The organism is Sphingobium sp. AP50 (assembly GCF_900109095.1).
Taxonomy (GTDB): Bacteria; Pseudomonadota; Alphaproteobacteria; order Sphingomonadales; family Sphingomonadaceae; genus Sphingobium.
Genome location: NZ_FNYZ01000001.1, coordinates 302,293 through 319,838, shown reverse-complemented (window position 1 = coordinate 319,838; position 17,546 = coordinate 302,293). Strand labels below are relative to the sequence as shown.

Sequence of the window (17,546 nt, the reverse complement as noted above, 5' to 3'; positions counted from 1 at the left end):
TTTATGTTCGCATAACCTATGGATGCTGGAGCCATCGGGACAAGGCCGATGGCATCCCGTCCTTGCTCGGTCGCTGCTTTACCCTGCCATCGTGCGGGGCGGATGGCGCAGGCCGCTGATATCGACCGCGCTGGCGAATTCGATGCCGGTGCGGTCGTCCTTCGACCAGCGGCTGATGGCGCTGATCATCTGATTTTCGCCCAGTTCGATCGTGAATGGCGTGCCGGGCGGCACGTTCCATAGCCCTTCGATCAGCGCGCCGGTGGCCGATATGTTGCGGATGCGACCGGTATAGGCATGGCCATCATGATGCACGGTGATGGTGCGCAGCATCGTCTTGCGTTCGGGTCGGCTGGAACGATGCCCCTTGGCATTGGCCACGGTGCCGGTGCTGCGCTGGGCGATCAGCACATCTTCCACCGGCATCGGCCGGCCGTAGATATAGCCCTGAATATGGCTGCATCCCAGTTGGCGGATCAGGTCCAGTTCGTCCTGCGTTTCCGCGCCTTCGGCCGTGGTGTCCATGCCCAGCGCTTCGGCCAGGCTGACGATCGCCTTCACGATCGCGCTGTTGCGGCTGCCCTTGATCGCGGCGCCGCGCACGAAGCTCTGGTCGATCTTGATCTTGTCGAACGGCGCCTTCTTCAGATAGCCGAGCGAGCTGTAGCCGGTGCCGAAATCGTCGAGCGCCAGCCGCACGCCGATCGCCTTTAGCCGGGCGAACATCGAATCGGTGCCGTCATCGTCGTTCAGGAAGACGCTTTCGGTGATTTCCAGCTCCAGCCGTTCGGGCGAAAGCTGAGCGGCGGCGAGCGCGTTCATCACCGTCGAGGGGAAGCCGGGATTGGCGAACTGGCTGGGCGAGACGTTGACCGCGACGCGCACCCCTTCCTGCCATTGCGCGGCATCGCGACAGGCGGTGCGCATCACCCATTCGCCGATCTGCCCGATCAGGCCGGTATCTTCGGCAATGGGCACGAACAGGGCCGGGGAAATCGGCCCGCGCACCGGATGGGTCCAGCGCAGCAGCGCTTCATAGCCGACAATATGTTCGGTCTTCGACGACACGACAGGCTGATAGACGAGGTGCAGGCCATCGGCCGCTAGCGCGCGGCGCAGATCCTCCTCCAACTGGCGGCGATCCTCCGCATCGGTATGCATGTCCGACGAATAGAAGCGGTGGACGCCGCGGCCATTGCCCTTCGCCGCATAAAGGGCAAGATCGGCATTGCGGGTCATCGCATCAGCGGTGACGCCATCCTGCGGACAAATGGACAGGCCGATCGACACGCCGATGACGACGCTCGTCCCCTCCACCGTATAGGGTTGCGACACGGCGCTGATGATCGACTGGGCCAGATGCGCGAGCGCCGTCTGGGCATGGCGGCCGGGCAGCAATATCTTGAATTCGTCACCGCCCTGACGACCGACCAGCCCCTTGTCACCGACCACGCGCTGCAAGCGCTGGCTGACCTGCCGCAGCAGGGCGTCGCCGGCGGGATGGCCGAGCGTGTCGTTGACGGTCTTGAACCGGTCGAGATCCAGCAGCATCAGCGAACATTCGCCCGGCTTGCCATGACGATCGGCCACAGCCTGTTCCAGCGAGCGGAGCATCTGGATACGGTTGGCGAGGCCGGTGAGCGAATCGAACTGGGCGAGGCGCGTGACCTCCGCCTGGCTGCGACGCATTTCGGTCAGGTCTGTGCCCGACCCGCGGAAGCCGTGAAACTGGCCATATTCGTTGAAGACCGGCTGGCCGGAAATCGACCACCAGCGCTCTTCCTTCGACAGGGCGGCGCAGACGGCCAGTTCGGAAAAGCCGGTGCGGGCCGACAGGTGGAAGCCGAGCGTCCGTTCGCCCTCCCCCTGTTTCTTGTCGCCCGGACGGATGATTTCCGTGATCGGTCGGCCGATCAGCCCGGTGGCCGGCGCATCCAGCGTCTGCACCAGCGTATCGGACATATAGGTGAGCAGCCCCTGCCGGTCGGTTTCCCAGAACCAGCCGCGCCCGCTGCGTTCATGTTCCTGAAGCAGACGGTCGGACCGCTGCGCGCGCAAATCCTGCCGGTGGCGGGTGATGGCAGAATCGCGATCCGCCGTTGCCTGCCGCACCGTCGCGATCAGCATGACGAGGACGCAACTGCACAACAGGCCGATCTGCATCATGCCGGCGCGCTCCAACACCGACACCAGCAGCGCGCCGAGGAAATAGCTGATCCCCAGCAGGCGACGATCGCCGAAAATGCAGACCGCGAGCAGCGCCACCGACAGTTCCGGCACGGCGGCCAGAAACAGGGCGTCGGTCGCCGCCTTTGGCTCATGGCCCAGCCACAGGCTGAAGCTGAGGCCCGACAGGAACACCATCGGCAGCATCAGCCAGTTCTGGACATGGGGCATGCGCCGCTGGAACCAGCTTCGGCGCGGCAGCAGCATCAGCATGCCGTCGATCGCCAGCATCGCGATCATGATGCAGGCCTGCATCATGTTGCCGGAATAGAAGGGCAATTTGAGCAGCGCGACGACGCAGATCTTGGCCAGCAAAATCAGGGGCCAGAGACGCGCGATATGGACGAAAGTGCCGGAAATCCAGGAGGCCGACACTTCGGTCCCGCTTTCGGACAGGCCGAGCGCGACCATCAGAGTCATGGATCGGGAAGGATTGTCGGAAAGGGACGCACGCAGCAAGGACATGCGCCCGTGCATAGCGCATAGTCCTTGCCAGAGAATTACTGTGCGGGGCGGATAATCACTTCCCTTTGGACCATCTTTATTGAGGCTTGATCCGCCCTATCGATGCGCGGTTCAGACGCGCATCGGCATCAGCACGTAAAGCGCTGGACTATCGTCATTTTCCCGGATCAGCGTGGGCGCGGCGGCATCCGCCAGATGCAGTTCGACAAGGTCGCTGTCGATCTGGCCAAGAATGTCGAGCAGGTAGCGCGCGTTGAAACCGATGTCGAAACCCTCGCCCTGAAATGCGCCGGGCACTTCTTCGGCCGCGGTGCCATTTTCGGGGCTGGTGACGGACAGGGTGATGCGATCCTTGTCCAGCGTCATCTTGACCGCACGGGTCTTTTCGGTGGCGATGGTGGCGACGCGATCGACACCATCTTCGAAGCTGCGCGGATCGATCTTGAGCAGCTTGTCGTTCGCGGTCGGGATGACGCGGCTGTAATCGGGGAAGGTGCCGTCGATCAGCTTGCTGGTCAGGATCGCGCTGCCCAGATTGAAGCGGATCTTGGTAGCCGACAGGCTGATCTGCACTGAGCCCTCGACCTCGTCGAGCAGCTTGCGCAGTTCGCCGATGCATTTGCGCGGGATGATGATGCCGGGCATGCCTTCGGCGCCGTCCGGACGCACGACCGTGACGCGGGCGAGGCGATGACCGTCGGTCGCCGCAGCCTTGAGCACCGGCTGATCCTCATCCGACACATGGAAATAGATGCCGTTCAGATAATAGCGCGTCTCTTCGGTCGAGATGGCGAAGCGGGTCTTGTCGATGATCTGCTTGAGCGTTTCGGCCGGCAGTTCGAACTGCGTGGGCAGGTCGCCTTCGGCGATGACGGGGAAGTCGTCGCGCGGCAGGGTCGACAGGTTGAAGCGGGCGCGGCCGGCCTGAATCAGCATCTTGCCCTCGGCCGCCTGGAGCGACACCTGGCTGCCTTCCGGCAGTTTGCGGGCGATGTCGAACAGGGTGTGGGCGGAAATGGTGGTGGAGCCGGCCTGTTCGACCTGCGCCGACACGCTTTCGACCACCTGAAGGTCGAGATCGGTCGCCATCAGCTTGATCGCGCCGTCGGCCGACGCTTCGATCAGCACGTTGGACAGGATGGGAATCGTGTTCCTGCGCTCCACCACCGACTGGACGTGGCTCAGGCTCTTGAGGAGCGTTGCGCGTTCGATGGTGGCCTTCATGTCCCTGTTCTGTCCGTTTCTTTTTAAGCCGATAGCCGGGGATTCGGTCGAATCCCGGCGACAATGATGGATGCTTCTTCATAACCGCTGTGACGGCTTGGGCAAGCGTCGGCTTCGTCCTTTCGCATCATGGCGGGGTTGCAAATGGGGACAGGTTGGGCTTTGCCAGCCAGATGCGCCGCATCCCCGCCCTTCTGATCCTGCCGCTGATGCTGGCGACTCCCGCACGGGCGCGCGATTCGCTGGGGATATTCGAAAGCTGGGGGGCCTTTCGCGACGCAGCGACACCGCGCTGCTACGCCATCGCCCAGCCGGTGGCGCGGCAGGGCCAGAGCGCGAAGGGCTTTGCATCGGTCGGCAACTGGCCGCGCCAGCGGGTGCGGGGGCAGGTGCATATCCGCCTGAGCCGCGCGCGGGCGGCCAAGGCGCCTGTGACGCTGGTCCTGGGCGAGCGGCGCTTTTCGCTGGTCGCCGGGCAGATGGACGCATGGGCCGCCGACGCGCGCGGCGACGCCCAGATCATCGCAGCGATGCGTTCCGCCACCAGCATGAGCATCGCCAGCATCGGCGCAGACGGTCGCGGATTCGCCGACAATTATGCGCTTCGCGGCGCCGCGACGGCGATCGACGCGGCCGCGCTGGGCTGCGCAAAACTGCGCTGATGTAACTGATCTTTAAAAATCGGCGCAAATCGACTATGTGCGCGGCCATGCAATCAGCCGCCAGCCCGCTCATGCCGATTCCCGGCCATATCGACCCTGTGCCCGTGCCGCGTGCGGTGACGCCGCGTGAGGATGGGCGTGTCGACCTGATGGGGCTGTCGCGCCCGCAGATAAAGGGTGCGCTGGAGGAAGCGGGGCTGGATGTGAAGGCGGCCAAGCTGCGGTCCAAGCAATTGTTCCACTGGCTCTATCATCGCGGCACTACCGATTTCGAGGCGATGACCGACCTGGCCAAGCCGATGCGCGGCTGGATGGCCGAACGTTTCGTCGTCGGCCGCCCGCAGGTGGTGGAAGCGCAAGTGTCGAGCGATGGCACGCGCAAATGGCTGCTGCGGTCGGACGACGGGCAGGATTATGAAATGGTCTTCATCCCCGATGCGGACCGGGGCACGCTCTGCGTGTCCAGCCAGGTCGGTTGCACGTTGAATTGCAGCTTCTGCCATACCGGCACGATGCGGCTGGTGCGCAACCTGACGCCGGGCGAGATTGTTGGGCAGGTGATGCTGGCGCGCGATGCGCTGGGCGAATGGCCCAAGGGCAATATGGCGGCGGTCAACGATGTCGATGCCGACGAAGACGAGGATGCGCCGCAATATTCGCCGGACGGGCGGATGCTGACCAACATCGTGATGATGGGCATGGGTGAGCCGCTCTATAATTTCGAGCATGTGCGCGACGCGCTGAAGGTCGTGATGGATGGTGACGGGCTGGCGCTGTCGCGGCGGCGCATCACCCTGTCGACCAGCGGCGTCATCCCGATGATGGCGCGGGCCAGCGAAGAGATTGGCGTCAATCTGGCCGTCTCGCTCCATGGCGTGACCAAGGAAATCCGTGACGAACTGGTGCCGCTGAACCGCAAATATGGGATCGAGGAACTGCTTCAGGCCTGCGCCGACTATCCCAAGGCCAGCAACGCCCGGCGCATCACGTTTGAATATGTGATGATCAAGGACAAGAATGACAGCGACGAGGACGCGCGCGAACTGGTCCGGCTGATCCGCAAATATAAGCTGCCAGCCAAGGTCAATCTGATCCCGTTCAACCCCTGGCCGGGTACCGATTATGAATGTTCGACGCCCGAACGGGTGCGCGCGTTCAGCTCCATCGTGTTCGAAGGCGGCATCAGCGCGCCGGTGCGCACGCCGCGCGGGCGCGACATCATGGCGGCCTGCGGCCAGTTGAAGTCCGCGAGCGAGAAGAAGAGCAAGGCGGAAATGAAGCGTCTGGCCGAAGAAAAGCAAGCCGCGCTCGGATAAACCGGGGCTGACAGGATGCGCGCGTACAGCGCGAGAACAGGAACCCCGCCCGAAACGGCGGGGTTTTCTTTTGGGGGAATGACGATGACCGATGAGGAAATGGACAGGCTGGTTGCCGGTTTTCTGGACTGCACCCTGCCCAAGGAAGAGTGGACGCATAGCGCGCATTTCGCGGGCGCGCTGTGGCTGATGCTCCGCCGCCCGCACGTGCAGCCCGAACGCGACATGCCCGGCATGATCCGCCGCTATAATGAAAGCGTGGGCGGAGTGAATAGCGACAGCAGCGGCTATCATGAGACGATCACGCAGGCGTCGCTGCATATGGCGCGACGGCTGCTCGCCACGCTGCCCGCTGATGTGACGCCGGCCGCCGCCCATGCCGCGCTGATGGCATCGCCGCTGGGGGACAAGGACTGGCTCTTCACCTACTGGACCCGCGACGTGCTGATGGCATCCGCAGCCCGGCGGGCGTGGGTGGCGCCGGACCTGCGCGCGCTACCGGCATAGAAAAAGGGCGGCCCCTTGCGGAACCGCCCTTCTCTATCCTTACACCGACTGGCGATGCGCGGATTCTGATCGGTTGAGAGGGATCAGAAACGGAAGCCGATGCCGACCAGGCCAGCGTCACGACCACCGAAATTATCTTCATATTCGGTGCGCTGATATTCGGCCGAGATGTAGGTGTTCGGGGTCACCGAATATTCCAGACCGCCGCCATAACGCACGCCTTCCAGCGAGGTGTGGGCGCCAGCCGCTTCGATGCGAGCGCTGGTGTAGCCGACCTTGCCGAAGGCCAGGATCTGCGGGGTCACGACATAACCGGCGCGGATCGAGCCGGCGATTTCGCGGCTGGCGTCGATGCCGTTGCCGTCAACAGTCGAGTCACCGAACGACAGTTCGGGGCCGAAGGTGATGCGCGGGGTCACAGCGATGTCGTAACCGGCGGTCACGCCGTAAGCGAAGCCTTCTTCGCCCTGCGCCTTGTCAAAGCCAGCCGTGACGCCAGCGCGCGGCCCGGTGAAGGGCGCAGCGTCCTGAGCGAAGGCAGGGGCCGAAACAACGGTGGCAGCAGCAATAGCTGCGAAAATCACAGTCTTCATAAAGTCCTCGATATTTATCTATTCGCCGCGACTTAAATATTAATCCGGCGTTCAGGTTCGATGCAAAGCAATCATGAATTTTTACTCACGAAACCTCCTGCGTCTTTTCTCTCCATTATCAGAGAGAGAAGAGCGTGACCTGCATCAGGATCACGCAGAGGCCATCTAGGATCGCCAGATTGAGTTGCAAAGGGGTCAGACGTTTATTTCAATCAATTTCGGGGCTTGTGTTGCAAAACGGTGACAATGCCCCTCCCCCCATCTTTTGCGGGCATGCGCCATGCGAAAGGGGCGGCTGTCGCCAGCCACCCCTTCCGATCGCAGGAGGGCGTCCCGTCAGAAACGGAAGCCGATGCCGGTCACGACCTGATGCCGGGACAGGCCGGCTTCATAGTTGGAATAGCGATATTCGCCCTTCAGGAAGAGGCTGTCGCTCAGTTGATATTCCAGCCCCGCGCCCAGACGCAGCCCGTCGGCATTGTCGCCGCCGCTGACCGTGCCACCCTCTCCCGCGTCGCCGCTATATTCGAACCGGGCATTGGTATAGCCGAGCTTGGCATAGGCCAGCGCGCCATCGCCCAGCGGCACGCCGATGCGGCCGCCAACATAGAGATCGCGATCCGTAACGGTGCGCCCGCCCGCATAGCGTTTTTTCGCGGTGGAATCGGAAATTTCCGCCTCCAGCCCCAGGATCACGCCGCCGGCAGCGACATCATAGCCGGCATTGACGCCATAGAGCAGGCCATTGGACGAACTGACGGCGTCGGCATCGACCCGGTCATAGCCGGTGATGATTTCGGCATGGGCGCCGGTAAAGGAACCCGGTTCGCGCGCAAAAGCGGGAGCGGAAATGAAACACAGGACCGAAGCGGCCAGAAAAATCGTAATATTATTCATTTTACCCATCTATCTTCATGCGTCGAAGCATCAAAATAATTGACAGGCGACCTGATTATTAACCCCTTATCGAATAAGGAATATTGTTATGATTATGCTGTAAATATGATTTCTTGCGTATCGACTTGGTTTTTCCCTTGCGGGATCGCCGTTGATGAATTTCATCCGGCAGTTCCATTGTCGTTCGACTAACGACATCAAAGACGCCGCCAACGACATGATCCCGTATGGACGCGCGGCAAAAAAGAGATAGGATCGCGACCATGGACAGCCGGACCGACAATGCGGGCATGGTGGTCAGGCGGCACCGTCTTTCCACGCGGCTCTGGCACTGGCTGAATGCGCTGCTGCTCTATGTGCTGCTGACCAGCGGCCTTGGCATCTTCAATGCGCATCCTCGCCTCTATTGGGGGCAATATGGCGCCAATCCCGACCATGCCTGGCTGGTGCTGGAGCGTTTCGGCGGCTGGATCACCCTGCCCGCCCGTTATAATCTGTCGATGTCGCGGCACTGGCATCTGGCCGCCGCGCCGATCTTTGCCTTTGCGCTGCTTTTCTACATGCTCTGGAGCCTGGCCAACCGGCATATCGCGCGCGATCTGGCCTTTCGTCGCGACGAGATTCGCCCGCGCCATATCTGGCAGGATATCAAGGATCATGCCCGGCTGCGCTTCCCCACCGGTGCGGCGGCATTGCGCTATAATGTTCTGCAGAAGGCGAGCTATATCGGCGTCATCTTCGTCGCCTTGCCGCTGATCATCCTGACCGGCCTGACCATGTCGCCCGGCATGAATGCGGCCTGGCCCTGGCTGGTCGACCTGTTCGGCGGGCGGCAATCGGCGCGGTCGATCCATTTCCTTACCGCCTTTGCGCTGGTCGCCTTCTTTCTGGTGCATATTATGATGGTGCTGCTGGCCGGGCCACTGAACGAAGTGCGATCGATGATCAGCGGCCGCTATCGTATCCCCAAGGACCGGCCATGATCCTGACCCGCCGCGCGATGCTGATCGGCGCAACCGCGACGCTGGCGGGGTGCGACCGTATCGGCAGCAATGCGCGTTTCCGCGAGGCGCTGTTTTCCGCCGAGAATTTTCACAAATGGGCGCAGCGCAGCCTGATGGCGCGCGATGCGATGGCGCGGGAGTTCCGGCCGGACCAGATTTCCCCGATCTTTCGCGCCAATGGCACCGCCAATCCCAATACGCCGGAATATAAGGCGCTGTGGCGAGGCAATTTCGCCGACTGGCGGCTGCGCGTCGATGGGCTGGTCGCGCGGCCCCTGTCGCTGTCGCTGGCGCAACTGCACAGCCTGCCCCATCGCCAGCAGATTACCCGCCATGATTGTGTCGAGGGGTGGAGCGCGATCGGCCAGTGGCGCGGCGTGCCGCTGAAGACGATTCTCGACGGCGCGGGGCTACGGGGGCAGGCGCGCTACATCGTCTTTCATTGCGCCGACAGGATGGGCACGGGGCGCCCCTATTATGAGAGCATCGACCTGACCGACGCCTTCCACCCCCAGACCCTATTGGCCTTTGCGCTGAACGACCGGCCGCTGAGCGTGGCCAATGGCGCACCGCTGCGGCTGCGGGTGGAGCGGCAACTGGGCTATAAGCAGGCGAAATATCTGATGCGGATCGAAGCGGTGCAACATTTGTCCGCCATAGGCGCGGGCAAGGGCGGCTATTGGGAAGACCACGCCAATTATGATTGGTATGCCGGTATTTGACGCCTGCGAAACGACATGACAAGGTAGCTGCATGAAACTGTTTGAACGTGTTCTCAAGCGGTTGGTCACACGTGGCCAGCTTACCGTCCACTATTTTGGAGGAGGCAGCTTCACCGTCGGTCAGCCCGATCCGGCCTTCCCCAATCTGGCGCTGCGCTTTGCGGACAAGCGCGTGCCCTTCGACATCATCAAGGACCCGCGGCTGGGCATGGCCGAAGCCTGGATCGACGGGCGCGTCGGCATTGAGGGCGGCGGCATCATGGAATTCATCTCCATGATCCGGGCCAACAATCCCTGGGAACAGGGCAAGTCGATCGACGCCAAGAGCTTCCTCAGCCGCAGTTTCAAGAGTGCCCGTCAGAAATTCTGGCGCCTCAACCACAAGGGCCGGTCCAAGGCCAATGTCGCCCATCATTATGACCTGTCGGGCGCGCTCTACAGCCTGTTCCTCGACCGCGACCGCCAATATAGCTGCGCCTATTTCCCCGATGCCGACAATGAGGCCGGGATCAGCCTGGAGCAGAGCCAGGAGGACAAGAAGGCGCATATCGCCGCCAAGCTGCATCTGAAGCCGGGTATGAAGGTGCTGGATATCGGCTGCGGCTGGGGCGGCATGGCGCTGTATTTGCATCGCACCTGCGGCGTGGACGTAACCGGCATCACCTTGTCGGAAGAACAGTTGAAGGTCGCGCGCCAGCGGGCGCAGGATGCGGGCGTGGCCGACCATGTCCGGTTCGAGCTGATCGATTATCGCGACATGCAGGGACCGTTCGACCGGATCGTGTCGGTCGGCATGTTCGAACATGTCGGCACGGCGCATTTCCGCACCTTCTACAACAAGTGCCGCGAATTGCTGTCGCCCGAGGGGGTGATGCTGATCCACACGATCGGCCGGGTCGAAGGACCGGGCATCACCGATGCCTTCACCCAGAAATATATCTTCCCCGGCGGCTATATCCCGGCCCTGTCGGAAATGATCCAGGGCAGCGAGGGCACGCGCCTGATGGTGACGGATGTGGAGGTGCTGCGCATCCATTATGGGCTGACCATCCGCGAATGGTATAAGCGCACGATGGCGGCGAAGGCGGACATCGTCGCTTTGTATGACGAGCGATTCTTCCGTCTGTGGACCTTCTACCTCGCCGGTGCGGCGACGGTGTTCGAACATGGCGGCATGGTGAATTATCAGGTCCAATATGTGCGCGACCGCCGCACTTTGCCCATCACCCGCGACTATATGCAGGAGGCGGAGGCGGCGCTGCGGGGCCGCTGATCGCCCGCAAAATTGCCTGAATAGAGGCTGACAGGCGCGTTCCCGGACGGTTCAGTCGGGGACGCGCATTCTCCCCTTCATGCCCCTGCCCATGCCGGGCGGGCATATGAGGAGAGACATGGCATGACTCTGTTTTGGAAGGGCGCGGCGGCGTTGAGCCTGGCCGTAGCCGGGCTGGGTGCGGTGAGTGCGCCGGCACAGGCCCAATATTATGGCGGTAATGGCTGGCGCGACGGGCGCGATGTCCGCTGGGACAATCGGCGCTGGGATAATGGTCGCCGGTGGGACGATCGCCGCCACTGGCGCGGTGACCGGCGCGACTGGCGGGGCTATCGCGGCTATAACCGCCCAAATTATCGCTATCGCCAGCGCTGCTGGACCGAATGGCGGTATGACTATTATCGCGACCGCGACGTGCGCGTGCGCATCTGTCGCTGATCCCTTTGCTTATCCCGTGCGGCCCGGCCATGGCCAGAGGACGGGTCGCATGTTGACGGAGGGCGGGGCCAGACGCTAGGCGCGGGGCAGCATTTTCGAGGAATCCGACCATGAGCGATACGCCCCCCGACCATCTGTCCACCAATCCCAAAAGCCCCCATTTCGACATGGAGGTGCTCCAGCGCGGCATCGGCATCCGTTTCAAGGGCCGCGAGCGCAAGGATGTGGAGGAATATAATATTTCGGAAGGCTGGATTCGCGTCGCCGCGGGCAAGAGCCGCGACCGTTATGGCAATCCGCTGACGATCAAGCTGAGCGGCGAAGTCGAGGCCTGGTTCGAAACGCCGGCCGAAGGCAGCGAAGACAAGGCCGCCGACGCGGAATGACTGAAAATGGGGTGCCGAGGCGCCCCATTTTTTTGTCAGTTCATCGCGGCATCCCGCTTCACATCGGCGATGATCGCACCGAGCGATCGCTCCGCCGGTGTGCTGTCGGCATATTCGACGATGAAGGGATCGGTCTCCAGCCTGGGCACCGGTCTGCGCACCGCCTTCGCCCGGATCAGCTTGGGCTCCGCAGGGCGCGCCTGCGCCAGCATCAGGCCGCGTGGCGACACCGGCGCGGGACGGGGCGCGGCCGCCATCACCGGCGCGCGCTGGTCATCCCACATGTCCGGATCGACCTTCGCAAAGCGCACGCTGGCTCCCAGCGATGCGTCCGGTACGAAATCATGCAATTTCGCCTTGGCCGGATAGATGAAGCCATAGGTCGGGTTGGTGCGCGCGCCCATCTGCCCGGTCGGACTGTGCCAGACGCGCACCTGGCTCCAGTCGCCCTCCTCCGACACGTCGATCGCCAGCACATCTTCCTCGATCGATCCGGGGACCGACCAGTTGGCATGGCGGATCAGCACGCGGCGATCGCCCAATATCTTGCTGACTACCGCGACATGGCCCAGCATCATCGGCCCATAGGGGCGGAAGGCCAGCACGGCGCCCTTTTTGGGCTTGTGCCCGCGCTTATATTGCCCGTCGGCCTGGTCCCACCAGTTGAGCGCATCACCGCGAATCGCCACGCCGGACACGGTCCGGGCATAAGGCACGCATTGCAACACCGCCGCGCCGAAACCGGGCGCAGCCATCAAACCGGACAGCAGCACAGCCGCCGCCCAGCACATCTTTCGTTTCATTCCGCGATCCCGAAACGTTGAGAATCGCCCCACCAAGGACGACCCTAAACGCTGGATTCTTTGGGAAAGGTTAAAGGCTTAGAAAGCAGCGCGCATCGCTGCGCCGCCGGTCGGCTCGGCCGATGCAATGCGCACCGGAGCCTGATCGACAGCCTTGGGCGCGTCGGCGTAGATGAAGCCCTTGGCCGGGTTCGAACGCAGGCCCAGATCGCCGATCGGGCCATACCATACCCGAACATCGGTCCAGTCATTGTTGGCCGACACGTCGATGGCGCGGACATTGCGCTCGACACCGCCGCGATAGGACCAGTTGGCATGGGTCAGCAGCACTTCGCGATCGCCCAGCACCTTGCTGACCATCGCGACATGGCCGACCGGCATCGAGCGGCTGGCGGCGAAAGCGAGGACGGCACCGACGCGGGGTTCATGACCACGGTCATAGCGACCTTCGGCCTGACCCCACCAGGTGTTGGCATTGCCGTGAAGATCGATGCCCGAAACCTGACGGGCGAAGGGGGCGCATTGCAGCGTACCAGCGATGGCGGGGACAGCGATCAATGCAGAGAGCGCAAGAATAGACGTCGCGATAAACGCGCGAAAACCAGCGAACATTCGATTGCGACCCCGACTTATTGTGTAGGCTTGAACCCCGATGACCGCTTTAGGGCAGACGCCGGACGAACCGACAAGCGCCGGGCGACGAGTCGTTTCGCCGATGCGTTATGTTGCGGAACGAAAAACATGGCCGGCCGTTACAGTGAGCCGCGTCGCATCATCCAGATCGTTGAAAAGACTGGATTCCGTCCCCGTCATCCACACCTGCCCCCGGCTGTCGCGCAGGCGCTGGAACAATGCGCTGCGGCGAGACGGGTCGAGATGGGCCGCCACTTCATCGAGCAGCAACACTGGCGGCTGGCCGCGATCGGCGGCAACCAGCGCGGCATGGGCCAGCAGAATCGAGAGCAGAAGCGCCTTCTGCTCCCCGGTGGAACAGAGGGCAGCGGCCTGCCCCTTGGCAATATGCGTGACGGACAGGTCGTGGCGATGCGGGCCGGACAAAGTGCGCCCGGCCGCCGCATCGCGCCGCCGTTCCCGGCCCAGACGTTGCGCCAGCGATTCGTCGCTTGCCTCGCCGCCGCCATCGATGGCTATCAGCGGACGGGCGAAAGGTTCGTCGGGCTGATCGACCAGCGCGTCATTGAGTCGCGCGACGAGATCGGTCCGCGCGCCAGCCAGCGCCGCGCCATGCTCGCCCATCTGCGCTTCCAGCGCGGTGAGCCAGGCCGGATCGGCGCGGCGCGGATCGGTCAGCAGCCGGTTGCGCGCCCGCATCGCCGCATCATAGCGCGCGCTGTGGGCCGCGTGGCCGGGATGCAGCGCCAGCGTGAGCCGGTCGAGGAAGCGTCGGCGGCCGCCGGGGCTATCGAGGAACAGGCGGTCCATCGCCGGGGTCAGCCAGACGATCGAGAGATGATCGGCCAGCGCATTGGCGGACGAGGCAACGCCACCGATCCGCACCTGTCGCCGATCCGGGCTGGCGGCGGTGACGCCGGTGCCCAGCACCACGCCATCCACTTCCGCCGCGATGCCGAAACCGCCCGGCCCATCCTGCCGCGCCATGGCGGAAAGCGACGCGCCGCGCAGGCCCCGGCCGGGCGCCAGCATCGACACGGCTTCCAATATGTTGGTCTTGCCCGCGCCATTGTCACCGGTCAGCAGGATGAAGGCATGATCGGGCAGGATCAGCGCATCCGCATGATTGCGGAAATCGCTCAGGGTCAGGCGGCCGATCATCGCGCCCGCTGTAGCGAGGAGCGGGGACGGAGGAAAGCGCCTATCCCCGGCGCCCTGCGCACGTCGCTCAGCGGAACACCCATTGGCGGTTGAGGCCGAAGACGATGAGCGGGGTCACGAAGATCATCGCCGGGATCGGCGACCATTCGGGCCAGTGCATATGGGTGACGCACAGATAGACCCACAGGGCATTGATCGCATAGCTGATCAGCGAGACGGCGACGAAGCGGACGCCGCGTGTCGCATGGCTGCCGCCGGTGCCATGGCCGCGAAAGGTGAAGGCGCTGTGGCTGGCATAGCCGATCGCGACCGCCGCGACATAGCCGATGAAATTGGCCAGTTGGGGATGCAGCCCGACCGGCGCGGCCAATGCCCAGTAGATCGCCGCCTGACAGGCGGTGACGAACAGGCCGGTCACGCCATAGCGGACGATCTGCCAGAAGAGCGCGCCATGCTCTGCATAAAGTCGTGACAGATATTTCATGACGGCCCCGGTTGCGCTTTGATCCGCAGCCTCTAATCGACAGGCATGACCTTGCCTAGCGGTGATACCCTGCGCGCCCGCATCCGCCATTGGATGCCGATCCTGACCGCTTATGCCCAGCGGCATTGGAAATGGCTGACCTTCCTGATCTGGGTCATCATCGCCGTGTCGATGGTGGTGACGCGCTGGGCGGCGATCCATTGGCTGGTGCTGAGCGATACCGACGACAATATCCGCTATGTGCAGGTGAAGGACTGGCTGGCCGGGCAGGGATGGTACGATCTGCGCCAATATCGGCTCGATCCGCCGGGCGGCGCGAATATCCACTGGTCGCGGCTGGTGGATATCCCGATCGCGGGGCTGATCCTGTTCTTCCGCGCCTTCGTCGATCAGGGGCTGGCCGACCGGCTGGCCTGCGGCATCGCGCCGCTGCTGCCGCTGTTGCTGCTGATGCTCTCGCTCGGCTTCATCGGGCGGCGGCTGGCCGGGCCGAATGGCTGGTTCCTGGCGGTGTTGGGGCCGCTGGCCGCGCAGATGGCGCTGGGCATGTATGCGCCGATGCGGATCGACCATCATGGCTGGCAACTGGCGCTGGCGGTGACGACGCTGGCGGGGGTGATCGACACCAACCGGGTGCGCGGCGGCCTGATCGCGGGGATCAGCAGCGCGCTGTCGATCGCCATCGGCATGGAGATGATCGTCTATCTGGCGGCCGGTGGCGCGCTGATCGCGCTGCGCTGGGTGTTCCGGCCGGGCGCGGAGCGGCGGATGCTGCCCTATGGCCTCAGCCTCGCGGGGGCGACCTCGATCCTGTATCTGCTGTTCGCCAGCTACGCCAATCGGGCCATGGTGTGCGACGCCCTCTCGCCCATCTGGGTGGCGGTGTTCGGCGCGGCGGGCGCGGGCATGGTGATCCTGTCGATCGCGCCCCTGCGCGGCTGGCCGGTGCGGATGGCGGCGGGCGCAGTCGTGGGCGGTGCGGTCGCCGTGTTCTTCTGGCTCAACTGGCCGCAATGCCTGACCCCCTATCAGATTTCGCCCGAACTCCAGCGCCTGTGGCTCGCCAATATTCGTGAGGCCAAGCCGATCACGGTGCAGGCGCAGAGCATGGTCGTGCCGCTGATGGCGGTGCCGGTGGCGGGGCTGATCGGCCTGTTCTGGGCGCTGTGGGATGCCCGGCGCGATACGGAGCGGCTGTGGGCCTGGGCGACGGTGGGGCTGATGATGGTCTTTTCCACCGCCCTGCTTTTCTGGCAATTGCGGGCGGGGCCGGCGGCGCAGTTGCTGGCGATCCCGCCCGCAGCCTGGGCCGCGCATCGACTGGTCGCCGCGATCCTGACCGGCAAGCGTCGGGTGAAGATCGCTGCGGGGGCCGGGGTGGCGCTGCTGGCGGCCATCGCCTTTGCCTATCCGCTCTATCCGCAGATCGTGACGCTGTGGCAGGCGGCGACGGGCACGAAGCCCAAACCGTGGCGCCCGTCGGCCATCGCCCGCACCGACAATATCAAGAAGGCCAATGGCCGGTGCCGCACATTGCCGGCGCTGGCGGTGCTGGATCAGTTGCCGCCGGCCACCATCTTCACTTTGGTCGATCTGGGGCCGCGCCTGATCGCCACGACGCATCATAGTGCGCTGGCTGGTCCCTATCATCGCAATGGCGCGACGATTCTGGATATTCACCATGCCTTTGACGGGCCGACGCGCGATTTCCGTGCGATCGCGGCGAAGCATCATGCCACCTATCTGCTGGTCTGTCCCTGGTTCCCCGAAGGCACCATCTATCAGTCGCGCAGTCCGGGTGGCTTCTATGCCGATCTGATGCGGGACAAGCGGCCCGACTGGCTGATTCCGGTGAAGCTGGAGACGGCGATGACGCTGCCCTACCAACTCTATCGCATCGATTATTCAGCGCCGGACGGCAAAAAAGTCGCGCAGCAGCGCTGAGGCCTCCGCTTCGGCCAGCCCGCCATAGACGTCAGGCCGGTGCAGGCATTGCGGCTGGGCGAAGAGGCGCGGTCCCTGTTCGATCGCGCCACCCTTCGCATCACCCACGGCATAATAGAGCCGGGCGATGCGGGCATGGGAAATGGCGCCCGCGCACATGGGGCAGGGTTCCAGCGTGACCCACAGGTCGCAGCCGGTCAGCCGATAATCGCGCAGATGCGCCGCCGCCGCCCGCATGGCGACGATTTCGGCATGGGCGGTGGGATCATTGTCGCGCCGGTTGCGATTCTCGCCCTCGCCGATGACAACGCCGTCCTTCGTGACGACGGCGCCGATCGGCACTTCGCCCGCCGCCTGCGCCGCATGGGCAAGATCAAGAGCGCGACGCATGGGCGCTGGCAGAGGAAAGGGCGGGGTCATGTCCCGCCCGTTACCCCATGATGCGCCGGGGCGAAAGGATCAGGGCTTCTTCACGTCCACCGTGGGCACGGCCACGGTTTCGTTGCGGGAGCCGACCTCCACCTTGGCGACATTCGCCTCATATTTGGGAAGCGCGCCTTCCTTCACGGCAATTTCGGGCAGGCGCCCGTCCTGCGTCTTTTGCAGGTCGATGAAGCCAGTGGCGATGCCGCCAGCCAGAACGATCAGAACGATGATCAGCAAGCCACCAATGAATCGCATTTCGGCCTCCTATGGGTTAATGGCGGCTCAACGCACCGATCGGCCAAAGGGTTTCCCGGCGCGCCGGGTTGACGTGCCACCCGAATCCGAGTAGTGGCGCGGCTTTCCGAACGAACCCGATTTTCAA

The 17,546-nt window shown here is 63.7% G+C and carries 19 protein-coding genes; 9 read left to right on the top strand and 10 right to left on the bottom strand.

Going from position 1 to position 17,546, the window contains the following annotated elements; genetic code table 11:
• Positions 1 to 78 precede the first annotated feature (78 nt).
• Both BMY84_RS01690 and dnaN read right to left on the bottom strand, forming a co-directional pair.
• On the bottom strand, positions 79 to 2,691 hold the full coding sequence (locus BMY84_RS01690; protein WP_177203911.1) for an EAL domain-containing protein: 2,613 nt from the start codon (positions 2,689 to 2,691) through the stop codon (positions 79 to 81).
• Between the two features lie 111 nt (positions 2,692 to 2,802).
• Complete coding sequence (gene dnaN, locus BMY84_RS01685) at positions 2,803 to 3,915, bottom strand: DNA polymerase III subunit beta (protein ID WP_093014495.1); 1,113 nt, start codon at positions 3,913 to 3,915, stop codon at positions 2,803 to 2,805.
• A gap of 173 nt (positions 3,916 to 4,088) precedes the next feature.
• On the opposite strand from dnaN, the gene BMY84_RS01680 reads away from it, so the two are divergent.
• The 3 genes from BMY84_RS01680 to BMY84_RS01670 all read left to right on the top strand — a co-directional run bounded on the left by BMY84_RS01680 (position 4,089) and on the right by BMY84_RS01670 (position 6,400).
• Positions 4,089 to 4,577, top strand: coding sequence for a hypothetical protein (locus tag BMY84_RS01680; protein ID WP_093081600.1), 489 nt, complete (start codon positions 4,089 to 4,091; stop codon positions 4,575 to 4,577).
• Between the two features lie 47 nt (positions 4,578 to 4,624).
• Positions 4,625 to 5,893, top strand: a complete 1,269-nt coding sequence (gene rlmN, locus BMY84_RS01675) for a 23S rRNA (adenine(2503)-C(2))-methyltransferase RlmN (protein WP_093081597.1) — start codon at positions 4,625 to 4,627, stop codon at positions 5,891 to 5,893.
• A gap of 84 nt (positions 5,894 to 5,977) precedes the next feature.
• The gene (locus tag BMY84_RS01670) at positions 5,978 to 6,400 is read left to right on the top strand and encodes a hypothetical protein (protein WP_093079816.1); all 423 of its coding nucleotides are present in this window, start codon (positions 5,978 to 5,980) and stop codon (positions 6,398 to 6,400) included.
• A gap of 83 nt (positions 6,401 to 6,483) precedes the next feature.
• Here BMY84_RS01670 and BMY84_RS01665 read toward each other — a convergent pair whose 3' ends face one another.
• Positions 6,484 to 6,993, bottom strand: a complete 510-nt coding sequence (locus tag BMY84_RS01665; RefSeq protein ID WP_093014483.1) for a porin family protein — start codon at positions 6,991 to 6,993, stop codon at positions 6,484 to 6,486.
• Positions 6,994 to 7,329: 336 nt separating this feature from the next.
• Positions 7,330 to 7,890, bottom strand: a complete 561-nt coding sequence (locus BMY84_RS01660; protein ID WP_093079813.1) for an outer membrane protein — start codon at positions 7,888 to 7,890, stop codon at positions 7,330 to 7,332.
• A 263-nt stretch (positions 7,891 to 8,153) separates the two neighbouring features.
• Here BMY84_RS01660 and BMY84_RS01655 point away from each other — a divergent pair, with 263 nt between their 5' ends.
• From BMY84_RS01655 to BMY84_RS01635, 5 genes are all read left to right on the top strand, one after another.
• Positions 8,154 to 8,873 (top strand): cytochrome b/b6 domain-containing protein, encoded by a 720-nt coding sequence (locus BMY84_RS01655; protein WP_093081595.1) that lies wholly within the window; start codon positions 8,154 to 8,156, stop codon positions 8,871 to 8,873.
• Positions 8,870 to 9,616 (top strand): molybdopterin-binding protein, encoded by a 747-nt coding sequence (locus BMY84_RS01650; protein WP_093079811.1) that lies wholly within the window; start codon positions 8,870 to 8,872, stop codon positions 9,614 to 9,616. The genes BMY84_RS01655 and BMY84_RS01650 overlap by 4 nt, the downstream gene beginning before the upstream one ends.
• Positions 9,617 to 9,647: 31 nt before the next feature.
• On the top strand, positions 9,648 to 10,889 hold the full coding sequence (locus BMY84_RS01645) for an SAM-dependent methyltransferase (protein WP_093079808.1): 1,242 nt from the start codon (positions 9,648 to 9,650) through the stop codon (positions 10,887 to 10,889).
• Between the two features lie 123 nt (positions 10,890 to 11,012).
• A complete protein-coding gene (locus BMY84_RS01640) occupies positions 11,013 to 11,327 on the top strand; it encodes a hypothetical protein (RefSeq protein WP_093079806.1) in 315 nt (104 codons plus the stop codon).
• A 110-nt stretch (positions 11,328 to 11,437) separates the two neighbouring features.
• The gene (locus BMY84_RS01635; protein WP_093079803.1) at positions 11,438 to 11,713 is read left to right on the top strand and encodes a DUF3297 family protein; all 276 of its coding nucleotides are present in this window, start codon (positions 11,438 to 11,440) and stop codon (positions 11,711 to 11,713) included.
• Positions 11,714 to 11,748: 35 nt separating this feature from the next.
• Here the strand turns inward: BMY84_RS01635 and BMY84_RS01630 are convergent, their stop codons facing one another.
• The 4 genes from BMY84_RS01630 to BMY84_RS01615 form a co-directional block, all read right to left on the bottom strand.
• Positions 11,749 to 12,516, bottom strand: coding sequence for a CHAP domain-containing protein (locus BMY84_RS01630; RefSeq protein ID WP_093079800.1), 768 nt, complete (start codon positions 12,514 to 12,516; stop codon positions 11,749 to 11,751).
• Between the two features lie 78 nt (positions 12,517 to 12,594).
• A complete protein-coding gene (locus BMY84_RS01625) occupies positions 12,595 to 13,128 on the bottom strand; it encodes a CHAP domain-containing protein (RefSeq protein ID WP_093079797.1) in 534 nt (177 codons plus the stop codon).
• A 108-nt stretch (positions 13,129 to 13,236) separates the two neighbouring features.
• A complete protein-coding gene (recF, locus tag BMY84_RS01620; RefSeq protein ID WP_093079794.1) occupies positions 13,237 to 14,310 on the bottom strand; it encodes a DNA replication/repair protein RecF in 1,074 nt (357 codons plus the stop codon).
• A 67-nt stretch (positions 14,311 to 14,377) separates the two neighbouring features.
• On the bottom strand, positions 14,378 to 14,794 hold the full coding sequence (locus BMY84_RS01615) for a GtrA family protein (protein WP_093079791.1): 417 nt from the start codon (positions 14,792 to 14,794) through the stop codon (positions 14,378 to 14,380).
• Positions 14,795 to 14,839: 45 nt separating this feature from the next.
• Between BMY84_RS01615 and BMY84_RS01610 the strand changes: the two genes are divergently transcribed.
• The gene (locus BMY84_RS01610) at positions 14,840 to 16,738 is read left to right on the top strand and encodes a hypothetical protein (RefSeq protein WP_093079789.1); all 1,899 of its coding nucleotides are present in this window, start codon (positions 14,840 to 14,842) and stop codon (positions 16,736 to 16,738) included.
• On the opposite strand, the gene BMY84_RS01605 is transcribed toward BMY84_RS01610, so the two are convergent.
• Both BMY84_RS01605 and BMY84_RS01600 read right to left on the bottom strand, forming a co-directional pair.
• The gene (locus BMY84_RS01605) at positions 16,700 to 17,158 is read right to left on the bottom strand and encodes a nucleoside deaminase (RefSeq protein WP_093079786.1); all 459 of its coding nucleotides are present in this window, start codon (positions 17,156 to 17,158) and stop codon (positions 16,700 to 16,702) included. The genes BMY84_RS01610 and BMY84_RS01605 overlap by 39 nt on opposite strands.
• Before the next feature lie 39 nt (positions 17,159 to 17,197).
• Positions 17,198 to 17,419 carry a hypothetical protein gene (locus BMY84_RS01600; RefSeq protein ID WP_093079783.1) on the bottom strand — a complete coding sequence of 74 codons (222 nt, stop codon included), beginning with the start codon at positions 17,417 to 17,419 and terminating at the stop codon, positions 17,198 to 17,200.
• Positions 17,420 to 17,546 lie beyond the last annotated feature (127 nt).